A 16,685-nucleotide genomic window follows, 5' to 3' on the forward strand; every position below is an offset into this window, starting at 1 on the left:
CCCCCGCCCCCGCCGCCGGAACCACCCCCGCCACCCGGACCGGCCCCGCCATGGCCTCGGCCAGGACCGCCGCCCGGACCGCGTCCAGCACCTCCGCTCCGGCCGCCCGGTCACGTACCGCCGTCGACACGCGTTCCGCGCAGCCGGTGCAGGACTCGACGTGCTTCTCCAGGGACCAGGAGTCCGTCTCCGGGGCCGTGCCCTCCGCGTACCGCAGGGCCAGATCGTCCGTCACGTGCCACGCCGTCATGCCGTGCCTCCCAGGGGGCCGTTCTCCGTGACCAGCCGGTCCAGGGCGGCGCGCAGTTCGCGGCGGGCCCGCATGGCCCGGGTCTTGACCGTGCCCTCCGGTATGCCGAGCAGCCGGGCGGCCTCCCTGGTGGTCAGGCCGTCGACGACCGTCGCCCGCAGGACCTCCCGGAGCTCGGGCGAGATCCGGTCGAGCGCGGCGCCCACGTCCCCGTACTCCAGACCGGTCAGCACCCGGTCCTCGGCGGACGGCGCGGGGGCGGCCCAGCGGGCGTCGCCCGCCTGTCCGGCCGCCGCCGCGCGTTCCGTCCGGGCCCGGGTCCGCTGGGCGTCGACCAGGCGCCGGGCGGCGATCACCCAGAGCCAGCCGCCCGCCGCCGCGCCCCGGTGCGCGGCGGCGGAGCGCCAGACCGTCACGAAGGTGTCCTGCACGACCTCCCGTACGGTCTCCGCGTCCGGGCACCGGCGGCTCAGCCGGGCGAGGAGCCAGCCGGCGTGCCGGTCGTAGAACACGGCGAGCGCGGCCGTGTCCCCCTGTGCGACGGCACGCAGCAGCGCCTCGTCACTCCGGTCGTCCCCCGAGGGGCGCAAGTCGCTCACACCTCCTTATCGGCGACCGGCCACCGCCCGGTTCACGCCCGGGGCATAAGGATTCCGCGCAGCTGGTTGACCTCCGTGTGCCAGGGCCCGTCCTCCGCTTCCTCCCAGAGCTCCAGCGCCTCGGACGGTTCGGTCAGGACCCGGTCCAGGGCCCGGAGCGCCAGCTCGCGCAGGCCGGTCAGGTCCGGAAGGGGCTCGTCCGGGCCGTACGCGGAGTCGGCGGCGGCGCCCCCGGGGCACTGCGCGGCGACCAGGGCGGCCGCCGCTATCGCCTCGTTCGCCACGTCGGAGTCCAGGTAGTCCGCAGTGCCCGCCGTCTCGGCCAGGGCGGCCCGGACCATCCCCTCGCGGGCCTCCGGCGCGGCGTCGTCCAGGCCGCCGCACCAGTCGGCGGCGGTGTCGTTGTCGAAGGGGCCCACGTCCCACGTACCCATATGCGTCTCCCTGGTGGATCGGTCTCCGCGCATCGTGGCAGGCGCCTCTGACAACGGGCCGGCGTCACCCGCCCGGGTGCGCTCCGCCTGATCGCTCAGAGCGAACAGGGGTTGGGGAACATCCCGGGGCTCATAAGCATTGAGCCGGTATAGCTCAACTTGACTGCCGAAGGGGAGATCATGGCTACTGAGTCCAACGCCGTCACACCGCTCACCCTGCCCGTGCTGCCGCTCGACGACGAGGTCGTGCTGCCGGGAATGGTGGTGCCGCTGGACCTGTCGGACACCGAGGTGCGCGCCGCCGTCGAGGCCGCACAGGCAGCCGCCCGCGAGGGCGGGGGCAAGCCCGAGGTGCTGCTGGTCCCGCGCATCGACGGGACGTACACCGGGATCGGTGTCCGCGGCACCGTCGAGCAGGTGGGGCGGCTCTCCGACGGTGACCCGGGCGCCCTCATCCGGGGCCGCGACCGGGTCCGCATCGGAGCGGGCACCAGCGGCCCCGGCGCCGCCCTCTGGGTGGAAGGGGTCCGGGTGGACGACTCCGTCCCCGACCCCCTGCCCGGGGCCGTCGCCGAGCTGGTCAAGGAGTACAAGGCGCTCGCCACCAGCTGGCTGAAGAAGCGCGGCGCCTGGCAGGTCGTGGACCGGGTCCAGCAGATCGAGGGCGTCTCCGCGCTCGCCGACAACTCGGGCTACTCGCCCTTCCTCACCACCGCCCAGAAGGTGCGCCTGCTGGAGACCACCGACCCGGTCGCCCGGCTGAAGCTGGCCATCCAGTGGCTGGGCGAACACCTCGCCGAGCAGGACGTCGCCGAGTCCATCGCCAAGGACGTCCAGGAGGGCGTCGACAAGCAGCAGCGCGAGTTCCTGCTGCGCCGCCAGCTCGACGCCGTACGCAAGGAGCTTTCCGAGCTCAACGGGGACCCGGAGGACGAGTCCGACGACTACCGGGCCCGCGTCGAGGCCGCCGATCTGCCCGAGCACGTCCGCGAGGCCGCGCTCAAGGAGGTCGGCAAGCTGGAGCGCGCCTCCGACCAGAGCCCCGAGGGCTCCTGGATCAGGACCTGGCTCGACACCGTCCTCGAACTGCCCTGGAACCGGCGCACCGAGGACGCGTACGACATCAAGGGCGCCCGGGAGATCCTGGACGCCGAGCACGCCGGTCTCCAGGACGTGAAGGAGCGCATCACCGAGTACCTCGCGGTGCGCAAGCGGCGGGCCGACCGCGGGCTCGGCGTCGTCGGCGGGCGGCGCGGCGGCGCGGTGCTGGCCCTCGTCGGGCCGCCCGGCGTCGGCAAGACCTCGCTCGGGGAGTCCGTGGCGCACGCCATGGGCCGCGAGTTCGTCCGCGTCGCGCTCGGCGGTGTCCGGGACGAGGCGGAGATCCGGGGCCACCGGCGCACGTACGTCGGGGCGCTGCCCGGGCGCATCGTGCGCGCCGTCAAGGAGGCCGGCTCGATGAACCCGGTCGTCCTCCTGGACGAGATCGACAAGGTGGGCTCCGACTTCCGGGGCGACCCGGCCGCCGCCCTCCTCGAAGTGCTGGACCCCGCGCAGAACCACACCTTCCGCGACCACTACCTGGAGGTCGAGCTCGACCTCAGCGACGTCGTCTTCCTGGCCACCGCCAACGTCCTGGAGGCCATCCCGGAGGCGCTGCTCGACCGCATGGAGCTGGTCAGGCTCGACGGCTACACCGAGGACGAGAAGGTCGTCATCGCCCGCGACCACCTGCTCCCGCGCCAGCTGGAGCGGGCCGGTCTGGAGAAGGACGAGGTCACGCTGGACGAACCGGCGCTGCGCAAGCTGGCCGGCGAGTACACCCGCGAGGCCGGCGTGCGGAACCTGGAGCGCGCCGTCGCCCGGCTGCTGCGCAAGGTCGCGGCCCAGAGCGAACTGGGGGACCGCGAGCTGCCGTTCACGGTGGGCGCGGACGACCTCCGGGGGCTCATCGGCCGTCCGCACCACGTGCCCGAGTCCGCCCAGGACCCGGCCGAGCGCCGTACGTCGGTGCCGGGCGTGGCCACCGGGCTCGCGGTGACCGGGGCGGGCGGGGACGTCCTCTTCGTGGAGGCCTCGCTCGCCGACCCGGAGACCGGGGCGTCCGGGCTGACCCTCACCGGTCAGCTGGGGGACGTCATGAAGGAGTCTGCGCAGATCGCGCTGAGCTTCCTCCGGTCGCACGGAGCGGAGCTGGAACTGCCGGTCGCTGACCTCAAGGACCGGGGCGTGCACATCCACTTCCCGGCGGGCGCGGTCCCCAAGGACGGCCCGAGCGCCGGCATCACGATGACGACCGCGCTGGCCTCGCTGCTCTCCGGCCGGCTGGTCCGCACGGACGTGGCGATGACCGGTGAGGTCTCGCTGACCGGGCGGGTGCTGCCGATCGGCGGCCTGAAGCAGAAGCTCCTGGCCGCGCACCGGGCGGGCATCACCACCGTGGTGATCCCCAAGCGGAACGAGGCGGACCTGGACGACGTCCCGGCCGAGGTCCTGGAGACGCTGGAGGTCCACCCGGTCACCGACGTCCGCCAGGTCCTGGAGATCGCCCTCGCCCCGGCGACGGCGGAGCGCAGGGTTCCGGCGGCACAGGCGGCGTGACGGGAGCCACGGACACGGCGGCCCGCCTTCCCCTCGCGGGGGAGGCGGGCCGTTGCCGTACGCGCCTAAGGGCGGTAGATCGTGCCCGGTACCGGCTCGGCGGGGGCCATCAGCTGGGGGACCGTCACGAAGGTGTAGCCCCGCTCCTTCAGGGTGTCGATGATCCCGGGCACGGCGGGCACGGTGCCCTTGTAGATGTCGTGCAGCAGGATGATGCCGTCCTTGCTCGCCTGGTCGACTATCCGCTTCCTGATCAGCGCGGAGTCGGTCGTCGAGTAGTCCTTGGCGGTGGCGCTCCACAGGATCTGGGAGAGCCCGAGGTCCTTGCAGATGCCGGAGATCGTGTCGTCGGTGCGGCCCTGCGGCGGGCGCATCAGCCGGGGCTTCGTGCCGGTGATCTCCGCGATGGCGTTCTGCGTCTTCTCCAGCTCGGCGCGTATCTCGGCGGGCTTCCGGTCGGTCAGGATCTTGTGCGACCAGGTGTGGTTCGCGATCTCGTGGCCCTCGGCCGCGAGGCGCCGCACGGTGTCGGGGTGCTTCTTGACGTGGTTCTTGCCGAGCAGGAAGAAGGTCGCGTGGACCTTCTTCTCCTTGAGGATGTCCAGCAGACGGGGCGTGTCCTCGGCCGGGCCCGCGTCGAAGGTCAGGGCGATGCACTTGGCCTTGCGGCAGTCCACCGGCCCCATCGGCGCCTTGGCGTCCGCGGCGGCGTCGTCGCGGGCCGAGCCGGGCGCGGTCGTCTCCATCGTGCAGCCGCTGAGCGTCAGCGTGAGCGCTGTCACAAGGGCGACGGCCAACCCCGTACCGATCGACTTCCTCTTACTGGGCACGGCGTGCCACTCCCTCTGGTGAACGAACGCACTGGTGTGCGACCTGGAGCGGCGACTATACCTGTGCTGTATACACCGGGTTCATAGTGGGGTGGTCGGGACGCGGCGAAGCCCGGCGACGGGGTACGTCACCGGGCTCCGCGGGGCCGGGAGGCTCAGCCGTTCGCGAGCGCCTGCACGCGGTCGAGGGCGCCGTTGAAGTGGTTGTGGTCGCCCACCGTCGGGCCGGAGGACGTGTACTGCCAGATCGTGTAGAAGCCCCAGCCGGCCGGAAGCGTGCCGACCGTGGTGTTGTACCGGGCCACCCACAGCGGGTTGGTCGTCCCGAAGCTCGCGTTGTTGCCCGTGCAGGACTGCCACCAGCTCGTCGCGGTGTAGATCACCGCGTCGCGCCCGGTGCGCGCCTTGTACGTGTTCACGAAGTCACGGATCCACGAGACCATCTGGGACGCGGTCTTGCCGTAGCACTGCGCGCCGTACGGGTTCCACTCGATGTCGAGCACGCCCGGCAGGGTCTTGCCGTCCTTGGACCAGCCGCCCCCGTGGTCCACGAAGTAGTTGGCCTGGGTGGCGCCGCTCGTGGTGTCGGGCGTGGCGAAGTGGTACGAGCCGCGGATCATGCCGACGTTGTACGAGCCGTTGTACTGCTGCGCGAAGTAGGGGTTCGTGTAGTACGTCCCCTCGGTGGCCTTGGTGTACGCCCACTTCACGCCGCTGTTCCAGAGCGTGGACCAGGCGACGTTGCCCTGGTGGCTGCTGACGTCCACGCCCTCGGTCTGGGTGACGGTGGAGCCGACGGGCAGGCCGCCCTTGCCGTCGTGGGCGACGACGCCCATGCCCATGGTGGCGGTGCCGCGGGCGGGCGCCGTGGGGTCGCCGCCCGCCGCGCTCGACGCGCCGGGGAGCGCGATGAGGAGGGAGAGTGCTGCGAGCAGGGTGCCGGCCGCGGCGAAGCGTGAGCGGCGGGACTTCTTGGAGCCGGATCTGTGCACGGGCATTGCGTGCCTCCGAGACCTCGGTGGGGGGAGCTGCCGACCCGGGAGGCGCCGCACGGCGACCCCGGAGGCATGCCATGGTGTGGCCATGCCATGCATGACGCTACGCACGTAGACCCGTGTGGCGGAAGGGGGTCCGGGCGGCGCCGTTGGTCTACTCCTGCGAAATACTGGCGGAGCTGCGGTGATGACCGGCGGCGGAAGAAACTTTCATCTGCGGGAAAGCTCTTGAGGGGAGTTGACGTGCACGGGAGCGAAAGCGGACGTGAACCCGGCGCTACCGGAGGAAGTGGTGTGGACCACGAATTCCTCGCCCTGGAGCTGGAGTTGGCCGTCTTTCTGCGCCGGGCGCGGGCCAACTCCGGGGAGATGGCTCGCGAGGTGCACCCCGAACTGGAGGCCGCCGCCTACGGCCTCTTCGTACGCCTGGAGTCCGCCGGCCGGCAGCGCGCCACCGACCTCGCCGCCTACTTCGGCGTCGGCAAGGCCACCATGAGCCGGCAGCTCCGCGCCCTCGAAACGCTCGGCCTGGTGGCGCGCGAGCCCGATCCGGCCGACGGGCGGGCGTTCCTCGTCCACCTCACCGACGAGGGGCTCGCCCGCTTCCGGAGCGTCCGCGACGCCCGCCGCGACCGCTACGTCCGCAAGCTGGCCGACTGGGACCGCGCCGAGGTCGCGGAACTCGCCCGCCTGCTGCACCAGCTGAACGCCCGGGCCGAGGACTGAGGGCTCCGGGGCGCGCGGCCTCACAGGAGTACGTACGCCGCCGTCGCGTCGTCGTGGGTCTTGCCCCGGAGGTGCTGACGCTCCGTGTCCGAGTCCTCCAGGGCGCGGACCCGGTCGATCAGCGCCTGCGGGCCCTCCTTCGCCAGGACCGCCAGACACGACGCCCAGTCTCCCGCGCCGAACATCTCGGTCCAGCGGCTCGCCCCGTCCGTCATCGCGGCCAGGGCCCGCACCTCGGCGCGCGGCGTCCGCCCGGTGACCGCGCGCTCCGCCACGGCCGGGTCGGCGGCGGCCGTGAAGAAGCCGCCCTCCTTGTTGCGCGCCCGGGCGTCCGCCACCGCGTCCGAGACCAGCAGCTCCCGGGGCAGCCGGCCGAGCCGGTCGTCCAGCACCGCGCGGACGCCTCCGCCGGGCGATTCGAGGAGCAGCACCGAATCGGACAGCACCAGGTGCTCCACCTCGGCCTCGTCCCAACGCACCAGGACGACGGTTGCCTGCGGCGTACGTACGTGAGAAAGGTCACAGGTCGAGCGGTGGGCGTCCGCGGTGCGCCGGATGGACTCCGCGAGGACCTCCCGCAAGGTCAGATCCCGTCGCGAACCGGACAGTTCGACCAGCGCGCCGCCCAGCCGGGCCGTGAACCACGGAACCGGGTGCACACAACCGGCATCGCCCCGCGGCGGGGTCACGCCGTCCAGCAGCACCAGCCCCCCGCCCCGACCGGAGGCGGGGAGGACCGAGGCCGTCCAGTCCTCGTTCGGGTGGTCCGGGGTGCCGGGGGCCGTCGCGAGTTCGATGCGCATGCGGTCAGTCTGCACGATGCCTTCACCGTGCCTGCACGGCACCACTATGGGTGTGTACCAGCAGGTCAGGAGGTCGGCCGAGCCGGAAGGAATCACTCCGCCCGGAGGTGCGGGCGGGCATCCTGCCAAAGCCCGCGCGGAAGTTCCAGCCGGTGCCCACGCATGGCGCCGGGGCCCGCTGGGGAGACTTGTTCGCCAACTCGGGAGTGTTGTTCACTCGTTCGTGTGGCGGAGCGGTTGATGCGCGCCCCCTCCTGAAAAGCACTGGAATGGTCGGGAGCCGTACCAGGGGGCGGGACGCTCGTTCACGTGACCGCGCGTCACCTCTGCTTCAAGGGCGGACGAGTCGAGATTGCGAGCACCGGTGCAGAAGAAGCGGCCTCGGAGCAAGGGCGGCAGCAACAGCGGTTCCGAGGCGGCGCCGGCGACCCCGGTCGAGGGCGGTCGCCGCGTGCGCGTCCGCAGCCGGCTGGTCGCGGGCGTCGCCGTCGTCGGGATCACCGTCATAGCGGCGGGCACACCGGCCGTGCTCGCCGCCTCCTCCGACCTCACCGACTCGCAGCACCTGGTCACCCTCGCCGAGCTGAACCAGCAGGCGATCTCCCTGGCCCACTCCCTCGCCGACGAGCGCGACGAGGTCACCGCCTACATCGCGGGCGGCCGCGAGGGCGAGCCGGGCAACCAGGGCGCCCGCGTCGACCAGCGGGTGGACGAGATCCGGGAGACGGCACCGGCCGACCTCCAGCGCGACCTCTCCACCATCCCGTCCCTGCGCCGCGACGCGGTGAGCGGCAAGGGCACGGCCCTGGAGGCCCACCGGGCGTACTCCGAGGTCATCGTCAAACTCCACGGCCTCGCCGACGAGCTCGCCCGCTCCACCCCGCCGCGCGCCGCCGACGCGGCCCGCACCCCGCAGGCGCTCGGCCGGGCCACCGAGGAGGCGTCCGCCGCCCGGGGGCTGCTGCTCGCCGCGCTCGCCGTGCCCCGCCCGGAGCCGGCCCCGCCGCGCATCGACCCGTTCACCGGGCTGCCCGTCCAGAGCGAGGACGAGGGCGAGACCAAGGAGGACCGCACCCGGGACGCGCTGAGCGCCGCCGCCCAGCAGGCCCGGGTCGGCGAACTCTCCGCACTCGCCGACTTCGACCGGTCCGCCGGCGCCACCGCCCGCGACAAGCTGGCCTCCACCGTCACCGGCCCCGAGGTCAACAGCGCCGAGAAGTACCTCGCCGAGCTGACCGACCGCCCCGAACTGTCCGACTCCGACCTGAAGGTCAGCGACAAGAAGGTCGCCGCGGCCCTCGCCGCCCGGGTCGACCGGATGCGCTCCGTGGAGTCCGCGCTCGGCACCACCCAGGTCCAGCGCCTCGAACAGCTCCGCGACGACGACGTCACCGCCCTCGAACTGCGCATCGCCCTCCTCGGCGGCTGCCTGCTCGTCGCGGTCGCCGTCTCCACCGCCGTCGCCCGCACCCTCACCCAGCCGCTCGCCGTACTCCGCATCGGCGCCGCCCGGCTCGCCGCCGAACCGGCCACCGCCGAACCGGTCCGCTACACCGGCCGCAACGACGAGTTCGCCCAGACCGTCCGCTCGATCAACGCGCTGCACGGCCGCCTGCGAGAACTGCTCCAGGAGGTCGACGGGCGCTTCGCGCGCCTGGAGACCGAGCGCGCCGAACTGCTCGCCGGGCGCGAGGCCCTCACGGTGCAGCGCGCCGAACTCCAGGTGCGGGCGGCGGACCTGACGGCCCAGCTGGAGAAGCTGAAGAACACCGTCCACCACACCTTCGTCAACCTCTCGCTGCGCACCCTCGGCCTGGTCGAGCGGCAGCTCGGCGTCATCGAGTCCCTGGAGGAGCGCGAGCAGGACCCGGAACGGCTCGGCACCCTCTTCAAGCTCGACCACATGGCCACGGTCATGCGCCGCCACAGCGAGAACATGCTGGTCCTCGCGGGTGCCGACCACGGACACGGCCACGCGGGCCCCATCCCGCTGGTCGACGTCCTGCGCGCGGCCGTCAGCGAGATCGAGCGGTACGAGCGGGTCACCATCCAGTCCCTGCCGCCGCACGCCCAGGTCGCCGGGTTCGCCGCGGACGACCTCAGCCACCTGGTCGCCGAGCTCCTGGAGAACGCCACCTCGTTCTCGCCGCCCGACTCCCACGTCCAGCTCTCGGGCTGGCTCCTGGAGAGCGGCGAGGTGATGCTCTCCGTCCAGGACGAGGGCATCGGCATGTCGTCCGTACGGATGGGCGAGCTCAACACCCGCCTGGCCGACCCGGCGCTCTTCGAGGCCGGTGAGCAGAACGCCGACGGGGCCGGTCTCGGCCTCCAGGTCACCTCGCTGCTCGCCGCCCGGCACGGCGTACGCGTGGAGCTGCGCGAGCAGAAGGGCAGCGGGGTGACGGCGGTCGTCGTCCTCCCCGAGGCCCTGCTGCCCAAGGCGCTCCCGGCCGCGACGCCCCCGTCCGTCACCGCCCCGGGCGACGCGCCTGCGCTGAACCTGCCGGGCTCGGTGGCCGAGGCCAACTCCAACACCCTGCCGGGGCGCGCCGCGTCCACCTCGGACGACCCGATGATCGCGGCGGCGGAGCGGGCCCTGGCGGGGGCGGCGGAGACGCCTGCGGCCCCGGAGATGCCTGCGGCCCCTGAGGCCGACGTGACCCCGGAGGCCGATGTGGCCCCGGAGCCGCGCGAGGCCCCCGAGGCCGATGTGGCCCCGGAGCCGCCTACGGCCCCCGATCCCGCAACGGCCCCCGAACCCGCGGCAACCCCCGAGCCGGACCCCGCCCCCGAGCCGGACCCCACCCCGGAGGCGCCCGGCGCCCCCGCCGCGACCCACGACCCCGAGCGCACCCTCCAGGTCCGCCTGCCCCGCCCCCCGCCGACGGAGGAGGCCACCGCCCCCGGCCCGTACGCCATCGGCCCCGATCGCCACGAGCGCGCCGCCGACGAGGCCCCGGCCCCCGTCTCCCCCGCGGCGGCGGAACCCGTGGACACCGTCCCCGGCCCCCGTAAGCCCGGCGCCGAAGCCGTCACCGACAAGGGGCTGCCCAAGCGGACGCCCAAGGTGGTCCGGGCCGCCGGGGCACCCGTCGCCGAGCGGCAGGGGAGCGTCGACAAGGAGGCCCTGCGGCGCAGGCTCGGCGGATTCCAGCAGGGGGCCAGGGACGGCCGTCGCGACGTCGAGGCCGAACTCGCCGAGGGTGCGAGCCCCACACGTACCGAGCACGCCGAGCCGGCAGGCCGCAGCGACGGCCGGACCGGAGAGACGGGGGACACAGTCGAGGAGGCACGCAGTTGACTGCGCCCAGCACATTCGGGCTGAGCACCGAGGCACGGAACCTGCAGTGGTTGCTGAGCAATCTCGTGGAGGAGGTGCCAGGGGTCCACTCGGTCACCGTCGTCTCGTCCGACGGGCTGATGCTGCTCTCCTCCGACCCCGGCCACCACGACGCCGCCGAGCCCGCGGCCCCGCAGAGCGGACCGCGTGGTTCCAGCGCCGATCTGGCCACCATCGTCTCCGGCATCGGCAGCCTCACCGTCGGCGCCGCGAAGCTGATGGAGGGCGGCGGCGTGAAGCAGACCATGGTCGCCATGGAGGAGGGCAGCGTCTTCGTCATGTCGATCAGCGACGGCTCGCTGCTCGGGGTGCACGCCGCCCCCGACTGCGACATGGGCGTCACCGCGTACCACATGGCGCTGTTCGTCGGCCGCGCCGGACACGTACTCACCCCCGAACTCCGCAGTGAGCTGCGCAAATCGATGGAGAGCGCCCAGTGAGCCACGCCGCAGCCGGACCCGCCCGCAAACTGCCCGTCCGGGGGGCCGGCAAACGGCCCGCGCGGGTCCGCCCGTACTCGCTCACCGGCGGCCGTACCCGCTTCGGGCACGTCCTGCTGGTCGAGACGTTCGTCGCCGCGCTGGAGGCCCCCGAGGAGCGCCGCGAACTCACCAACGGCAATCTGGCGACCCGCCTGATGCCGGAGCTGAGGGCCATCGTCGAGCTCTGCCGCCGGATGCGTACCGTCGCCGAGATCTCGGCGCTGCTGAAGATGCCGCTCGGCGTGGTCCGGGTGCTGCTCAGCGACTTGGCCGACCAGGGAAAGATCCGCGTGTACGGGACCGGGCACGGCACCGGCCAGCCCGACCGCGCACTGCTCGAAAGGGTGCTCGATGGACTCCGCCGTCTCTGAGTCGCTGTTCGCACCGCGGCAGCCGGGCCCGGAGGACCAGCCCGAGGAGAAGCTCCAGCCCTGGCAGCTGGACCGCACCCGGGCCCCGATCGCTACGAAGATCGTCGTCGCGGGCGGCTTCGGCGTCGGCAAGACGACCTTCGTGACCGCGGTCTCCGAGATCACCCCCTTGCAGACCGAGGCCATGATGACCCGGGCCAGCGAGGACACCGACGACCTCAGCGCCACCCCGGACAAGGCCACCACGACCGTCGCCATGGACTTCGGCCGGCTCACGCTGGACGACGACCTCGTGCTGTACGTGTTCGGCACGCCGGGCCAGCAGCGGTTCTGGTTCATGTGGGACGACCTGGTGCGCGGCGCGATCGGCGCCGTCGTCATGGCCGACACCCGCCGCCTCGCCGACTGCTTCCCCGCCCTCGACTACTTCGAGAGCTGCGGGCTGCCGTACATCGTGGCCGTCAACCACTTCGAGGGGACGCCGGGCTTCGAGGCCGAGGACGTCCGGGAGGCCTTGACCGTACCCGCGCACGTACCCGTGGTGATCATGGACGCGCGCAACCGGATCACGGTGGTCGAGTCCCTGCTGGCCCTCGTCGGCCACGCCCTCGACGCCACCCCCGCGTAGCCCCCAGCCTCCCCCTCAGCACCACACAACGGAGAACCGCGATGCGGAAGATACTGATAGTCGGAGCCGGCCAGTCCGGGCTCCAGCTCGCCCTGGGCCTGCAGTCCAAGGGGTACGAGGTCACCCTGATGTCCAACCGCACCGCCGACGAGATCCGCTCCGGGCGGGTCATGTCGACGCAGTGCATGTTCCACACCGCGCTCCAGCACGAGCGGGACCTCCAGCTCAACTTCTGGGAGTCCCAGGCCCCCCGCATCGAGGGGCTCGGCGTCTCGGTCGCCGCCCCCGACTCCTCGCGGGCCGTCGACTGGGTCGGCAAGCTCGACGGATACGCCCAGTCCGTGGACCAGCGCGTCAAGATGGCCGGCTGGATGGACACCTTCGCCCAGCGCGGCGGACAGCTCGTCATCCACGGCGCGGCCGTCTCCGACCTGGACTACTTCTCCCGCACCTACGACCTGGTGCTGGTCGCCGCCGGCAAGGGCGAGCTGGTCTCGATGTTCGGCCGGGACGCGTCCCGTTCGCCGTTCGACGCCCCGCAGCGCGCGCTGGCCGTCGCGTACGTCCACGGCATGGGCCCGCGCCCGGAGCACCCGGACTTCGACGCGGTCCGGTGCAATCTGGTCCCGGGCGTCGGCGAGCTCTTCGTGATGCCGACCCTGACCACGTCCGGCCGCGCGGACATCCTGTTCTGGGAGGGCGTCCCGGGCGGGCCGCTCGACGCGTTCCAGGGCGTCAAGGACCCCTCCGAGCACCTGGCGAAGACCCTGGAGCTGATGGAGGCCTTCACCCCCTGGGAGTACGCCCGCGCCACCAAGGTCGAGCTGACCGACGCCAACGGCACCCTCGCCGGCCGCTACGCCCCCACCGTCCGCAAGCCGGTCGGCCGGCTGCCCGGCGGCGGCCTGGTGCTCGGCGTCGCGGACGTGGTCGTCGCCAACGACCCGATCACCGGCCAGGGCTCCAACTCGGCGTCCAAGTGCGCCGCCGCCTACCTCGACGCGATCGTCGAGCACGGCGACCGCGAGTTCGACGAGGCGTGGATGCAGGCCACCTTCGACCGCTACTGGGACACCGCCCAGCACGTCACCAAGTGGACCAACGCCATGCTCGGCGTCCCGCCGGAGCACGTGCTGAACCTGATCGGCGCCGGCGGACAGCTCCAGCCGGTCGCGGACCGCTTCGCCAACGGCTTCAACGACCCGGCGGACTTCGAGAACTTCTTCTTCGAGCCGGAGAAGGCGGACGCCTACCTCGCCTCGCTGGCGGGCCCGGCCGCCTGACCGCGCGGCCCCCCGGTCCCGGCCGTCACGCGCCCGGGACCGAGGAGGCCCCGTACCCCTCGTCCGAACTGTCCGTCGCGCCCGCGGGCAGCTCCGGGCCCTCGTACGAGGCGAGCGGGGCGCCGTCCGGGTCGGGCCGGACCGCGCCCAGCACCGGGTTGGACGCCACGGGCGAGACCTTCACGCTGGTGCCGGGCCGGGGCGCCTGCACCACCAGGCCGTTGCCGATGTACAGCGCCACATGGGTCGCCTTCGGGAAGTAGACCACCAGGTCGCCCGGGCGCAGCGCGCTCATCGGGATCCTGGTCAGCAGGCGCCACTGCTCCTGCGAGGTGCGCGGGATGACGCGGCCGGCGTTCGCCCACGCCTGCGAGGTGAGCCCGGAGCAGTCGAACGAACCCGGCCCCTGCGCGCCCCACACGTACGGCTTGCCGATCTGGCGGACCGCGTACCGCACGGCCGCGCCGCCCTGGGCGGTCGGCGGGCGGGAGGAGGAGAGCGCGCCGGAGGCCACCAGGGCGTTCTGGGCCTTGTCGGTGTTCTTCCGCTCCAGCCCGTTGACCTCGGCCAGCTGGTCCGCGGAGAGCGTGGCGATCTTCGCCTCCACCTGTTTCAGCCGGGTCCGTACGGTGTCGCGGTCCTTCTTCTTCCGCGCGGCCAGGGCCCGCTGCTCGGCGAGCACCTTGCGGGACTCCTTCGCCAGCTCGTCGGCCCGCTTCTCGGCCGCGCCGAGCCGCCGCACGGCCGCCGCCCGTCCGGCGGCGAGCCGCTGGATGACCTGGCCCTGGGTCAGGGCGGCCTCGGGGTCGCGCATCAGCAGCAGCCGCAGGTACGCCGAGAGCTCGGACCGGCCCTGGTACTGCTCGCGGGCCAGCTGCCCGGCGGCGTCACGCCCCCGGGTCAGCGAGCGGCGCGCGGTGGCGAGGGCCGCGTCGAGCTTCTTCGCCTTCGCGGCCCGCTTCTTCAGCTCGGCCGTCGTGCCGTTGTAGGTCTCGGTGGCCTCTTCGGCCTGCTGGTAGAGGAGCCGCAACTCGGTCAGCAGCCCGGCGGCCCCGCCGGCCGGTGTGCCGGGGGACCCGCCCGCGCCGGGCGAGGGGGCGGCCACGGCGGTGGCCGGCGAGACCACGACGACGGCGGCCAGGGCCGCCGAGCCGAGGGAACGTACCAGGGTGCCCGACGACACGACATCACCTCCGGAACCGGGGTGAATCGTGCGACTACCCCATGAGTGAGCGCAATGCGTCCATACGCTCACCCGTGCGACGGGGCGATGCAAGAAGCCACGGCCGCGGCGGCCCTCCACCGCCTTCCGGATTCGCCCGGAAGGCGGTGCGCGGCAGTCAGGCGACCGGGAACGCGTACACCGTGCGGCCGCGCCGCACGACCGCCGTCTTGTCGTACGCCAGCACCTGGTAGCCGGCCTTGGCGGTCTCGCTGTCCGGGGCCTGGTCGCCGATGTCCTGGAACTTCCAGAGGCGCTTGCCGTCGGCCGCGGAGAAGGCGGTGACCTGGCCGGGGTCGGCGGCGAGCACGGTGTCGCCCGAGCCGCTGACGGAGAGCACGGGAGCCTTGTCGCCCGCGGCCTCCGTGGACCGGCGCCACTTGGGCTTCCCGGTCTTGGGATCGAGCGCCCCCACCTCCTGGTTGCGGTTCGTGGTGTACAGCAGGTCACCCGAGGGGAGGGACGTCCCGAAGACGGAGCCGCGGGTGCCCTTCAGCGTCCACTTCGCCTTGCCGGCGGGCGTCTCGAAGGCGCGCAGATGGGGGCCGTCCGCCGCGTAGATGGTGCCCTCCTCGTCGCCGACGGCCGCTCCGTCGAGGGCGACGTTCCCGAACCTGCGGCTCCACTGCGCCTTTCCGGTCGCACGGTCGAAGCTGCGGAAGACGCCCTTCTTCTTCGCGGCCTTCAGGGCGGCCGGGGCGAGCGTCCGGGAGTCCTGCCGTACGACGATGGCGTCCGGCCGGACCGCGATCAGCCGGAAGACGGGCGCGATCGGGCCCCGGCCGCTGGGTACCGGGGTCCGCCACAACTCCTTGCGCTGCACGATGTCGTAGCCGAACAGGTACGACTTCACGACCTGCCGGTCCTTGCCGGGCTTCTCGCCCTTCTTCGGCTCGGGGGCCTTCACGGTGGTCCGGTGCGAGCCGGTGAACCAGAGGGTCGCCCCCTCCGAGCCGATCAGCGTGCGGATCGTCATGCCGGGCACGCCCTGGAAGCCGGTGGAGAACGGGACCCGGTGGGCGGCCTTGCCGTCCTTCGCCGAAAGCCAGAGGAACTCCGTCGGAGTCGCCACGAAGCAGAACTCGTCGCCGGCGGCCAGTGCCGCCTGCCCCTTGGCACCATCCGCGTTCTGCCACACCCGGCGGCCGGTCCGCAGGTCGACGGCGCTGGCCTGGTTGTCGTCGGTGAGCACCAGCAGGCGGTTCTTCCAGACCGCGGCGGTCCGGGGGAGGGGATCGGAGGCCGGGTGGTTGTAGACCCACTGGGGTTGCGGGGGAAGCCCCGCGACGCTCGGCCCGCCCGACGTGGGCGCCGGCTTCGGGTCCGGGCCGGGCTTGTCCTCGTCGCCCGAGGTCAGCGCGTACAGCGTTCCGCCGCCGACCAGCAGCCCGGCCACGCCGCCCACCACCCCGAACAGCAGTCCGCGCCGGCTGGGCCCGGACCGCCGGGGCTCGGCGGGCGGCGCGACGTTCGGTATGGGCGCGGGCGGCAGCGGTACGGGCAGGGGCTGGGGGGTCTGCTGCTGGTACGGGGGCTGCGCCTGCTGCTGCGGGTACCCGTACGCGGACTGGTCCGGGTACCCGTACGCGGACTGGTCCGGGTACCCGTACGCGGACTGGTCCGGCCACGGTGCGGGCTGCCCCTGCTGGGCGGGCGGGCCGGGATGGCTGATCGCCCCGAGCTGCGTGGTGCGGGTGTCCGGGATGGCGGCGGACGCGTCCGGGACCGTGCCGCCCCCGGCGACCGTCGGCTGCTGCCACTCGGGCACCGGCGTCGCCTGGTGCCGCGGCGGCACGGCGTCCTGTATGTCGGGCTCGGGCGCCGGCCGGGGCGCGACGGCGTCCCAGACGTCCCCGTACGACTTCGGGGCTTGCGCGCCCCGGGCGCCCGAGGGGTTCTCGTCGGACACCGGATACTGATCGGACACGGGGTTCTCCACAGACGCGTTCTTCATGGACACGGAATTCTCGGGCGCGGCCGCGAGCCGCCCGGCCCGGACGCCCTCCTCGGCCACCGCCGCCGCCAGCCCTTCCGGGAGCCAGCCGCCCGCGGCCAGGGCCGCCGCGCCCTCCAGGGCGAGTTCGGCGGCCACCGCGCCCGCCGTGGGCCGGTCGGCCGGGT

The 16,685-nt window shown here is 73.2% G+C and carries 14 protein-coding genes and 1 pseudogene; 7 read left to right on the plus strand and 8 right to left on the minus strand.

Going from position 1 to position 16,685, the window contains the following annotated elements; translation table 11 throughout:
* The 3 genes and pseudogenes from G3I41_RS26730 to G3I41_RS26740 all read right to left on the minus strand — a co-directional run.
* Nucleotides 1-250: pseudogene (locus G3I41_RS26730) on the minus strand (zf-HC2 domain-containing protein); the annotation flags it as partial.
* Nucleotides 247-849: an RNA polymerase sigma factor gene (locus tag G3I41_RS26735; protein ID WP_164402931.1), complete on the minus strand. Its 603-nt coding sequence runs from the start codon at nt 847-849 to the stop codon at nt 247-249. The gene G3I41_RS26735 and the pseudogene G3I41_RS26730, both read right to left, overlap by 4 nt.
* Before the next feature lie 32 nt (nt 850-881).
* On the minus strand, nt 882-1,283 hold the full coding sequence (locus G3I41_RS26740) for a DUF4259 domain-containing protein (protein ID WP_164402932.1): 402 nt from the start codon (nt 1,281-1,283) through the stop codon (nt 882-884).
* A 180-nt stretch (nt 1,284-1,463) separates the two neighbouring features.
* On the opposite strand from G3I41_RS26740, the gene lon reads away from it, so the two are divergent.
* Nucleotides 1,464-3,884: an endopeptidase La gene (lon, locus tag G3I41_RS26745; protein WP_164402933.1), complete on the plus strand. Its 2,421-nt coding sequence runs from the start codon at nt 1,464-1,466 to the stop codon at nt 3,882-3,884.
* A gap of 65 nt (nt 3,885-3,949) precedes the next feature.
* Here lon and G3I41_RS26750 read toward each other — a convergent pair whose 3' ends face one another.
* Together G3I41_RS26750 and G3I41_RS26755 are read right to left on the minus strand one after the other, a co-directional pair.
* Nucleotides 3,950-4,630, minus strand: a complete 681-nt coding sequence (locus G3I41_RS26750; RefSeq protein ID WP_239081854.1) for a polysaccharide deacetylase family protein — start codon at nt 4,628-4,630, stop codon at nt 3,950-3,952.
* A gap of 239 nt (nt 4,631-4,869) precedes the next feature.
* The gene (locus tag G3I41_RS26755) at nt 4,870-5,712 is read right to left on the minus strand and encodes a lysozyme (RefSeq protein ID WP_164402934.1); all 843 of its coding nucleotides are present in this window, start codon (nt 5,710-5,712) and stop codon (nt 4,870-4,872) included.
* A 240-nt stretch (nt 5,713-5,952) separates the two neighbouring features.
* Between G3I41_RS26755 and G3I41_RS26760 the strand changes: the two genes are divergently transcribed.
* Nucleotides 5,953-6,435, plus strand: coding sequence for a MarR family transcriptional regulator (locus G3I41_RS26760; RefSeq protein WP_164402935.1), 483 nt, complete (start codon nt 5,953-5,955; stop codon nt 6,433-6,435).
* A gap of 20 nt (nt 6,436-6,455) precedes the next feature.
* On the opposite strand, the gene G3I41_RS26765 is transcribed toward G3I41_RS26760, so the two are convergent.
* Nucleotides 6,456-7,238, minus strand: coding sequence for a protein phosphatase 2C domain-containing protein (locus G3I41_RS26765; RefSeq protein ID WP_164402936.1), 783 nt, complete (start codon nt 7,236-7,238; stop codon nt 6,456-6,458).
* A 364-nt stretch (nt 7,239-7,602) separates the two neighbouring features.
* Between G3I41_RS26765 and G3I41_RS26770 the strand changes: the two genes are divergently transcribed.
* The 5 genes from G3I41_RS26770 to G3I41_RS26790 are packed head-to-tail and all read left to right on the plus strand — an operon-like array spanning nt 7,603 to nt 13,342.
* Complete coding sequence (locus tag G3I41_RS26770; protein WP_164402937.1) at nt 7,603-10,539, plus strand: nitrate- and nitrite sensing domain-containing protein; 2,937 nt, start codon at nt 7,603-7,605, stop codon at nt 10,537-10,539.
* On the plus strand, nt 10,536-11,018 hold the full coding sequence (locus G3I41_RS26775) for a roadblock/LC7 domain-containing protein (protein WP_164402938.1): 483 nt from the start codon (nt 10,536-10,538) through the stop codon (nt 11,016-11,018). The genes G3I41_RS26770 and G3I41_RS26775 overlap by 4 nt, the downstream gene beginning before the upstream one ends.
* Nucleotides 11,015-11,431, plus strand: coding sequence for a DUF742 domain-containing protein (locus tag G3I41_RS26780; RefSeq protein WP_018102680.1), 417 nt, complete (start codon nt 11,015-11,017; stop codon nt 11,429-11,431). The genes G3I41_RS26775 and G3I41_RS26780 overlap by 4 nt, the downstream gene beginning before the upstream one ends.
* Nucleotides 11,412-12,059 carry an ATP/GTP-binding protein gene (locus tag G3I41_RS26785; protein WP_164402939.1) on the plus strand — a complete coding sequence of 216 codons (648 nt, stop codon included), beginning with the start codon at nt 11,412-11,414 and terminating at the stop codon, nt 12,057-12,059. Before G3I41_RS26780 ends, G3I41_RS26785 begins: the two co-directional genes overlap by 20 nt.
* Nucleotides 12,060-12,100: 41 nt before the next feature.
* A complete protein-coding gene (locus G3I41_RS26790; RefSeq protein ID WP_164402940.1) occupies nt 12,101-13,342 on the plus strand; it encodes a styrene monooxygenase/indole monooxygenase family protein in 1,242 nt (413 codons plus the stop codon).
* A gap of 25 nt (nt 13,343-13,367) precedes the next feature.
* On the opposite strand, the gene G3I41_RS26795 is transcribed toward G3I41_RS26790, so the two are convergent.
* Nucleotides 13,368-14,525: a C40 family peptidase gene (locus tag G3I41_RS26795; protein ID WP_164402941.1), complete on the minus strand. Its 1,158-nt coding sequence runs from the start codon at nt 14,523-14,525 to the stop codon at nt 13,368-13,370.
* Nucleotides 14,526-14,682: 157 nt separating this feature from the next.
* Nucleotides 14,683-16,685: PQQ-binding-like beta-propeller repeat protein (locus G3I41_RS26800; RefSeq protein WP_164402942.1), on the minus strand; the 2,003-nt coding region annotated here is incomplete at its 5' end.

Source organism: Streptomyces sp. SID9727 (genome assembly GCF_010550605.1).
Taxonomy (GTDB): domain Bacteria; phylum Actinomycetota; class Actinomycetes; order Streptomycetales; family Streptomycetaceae; genus Streptomyces.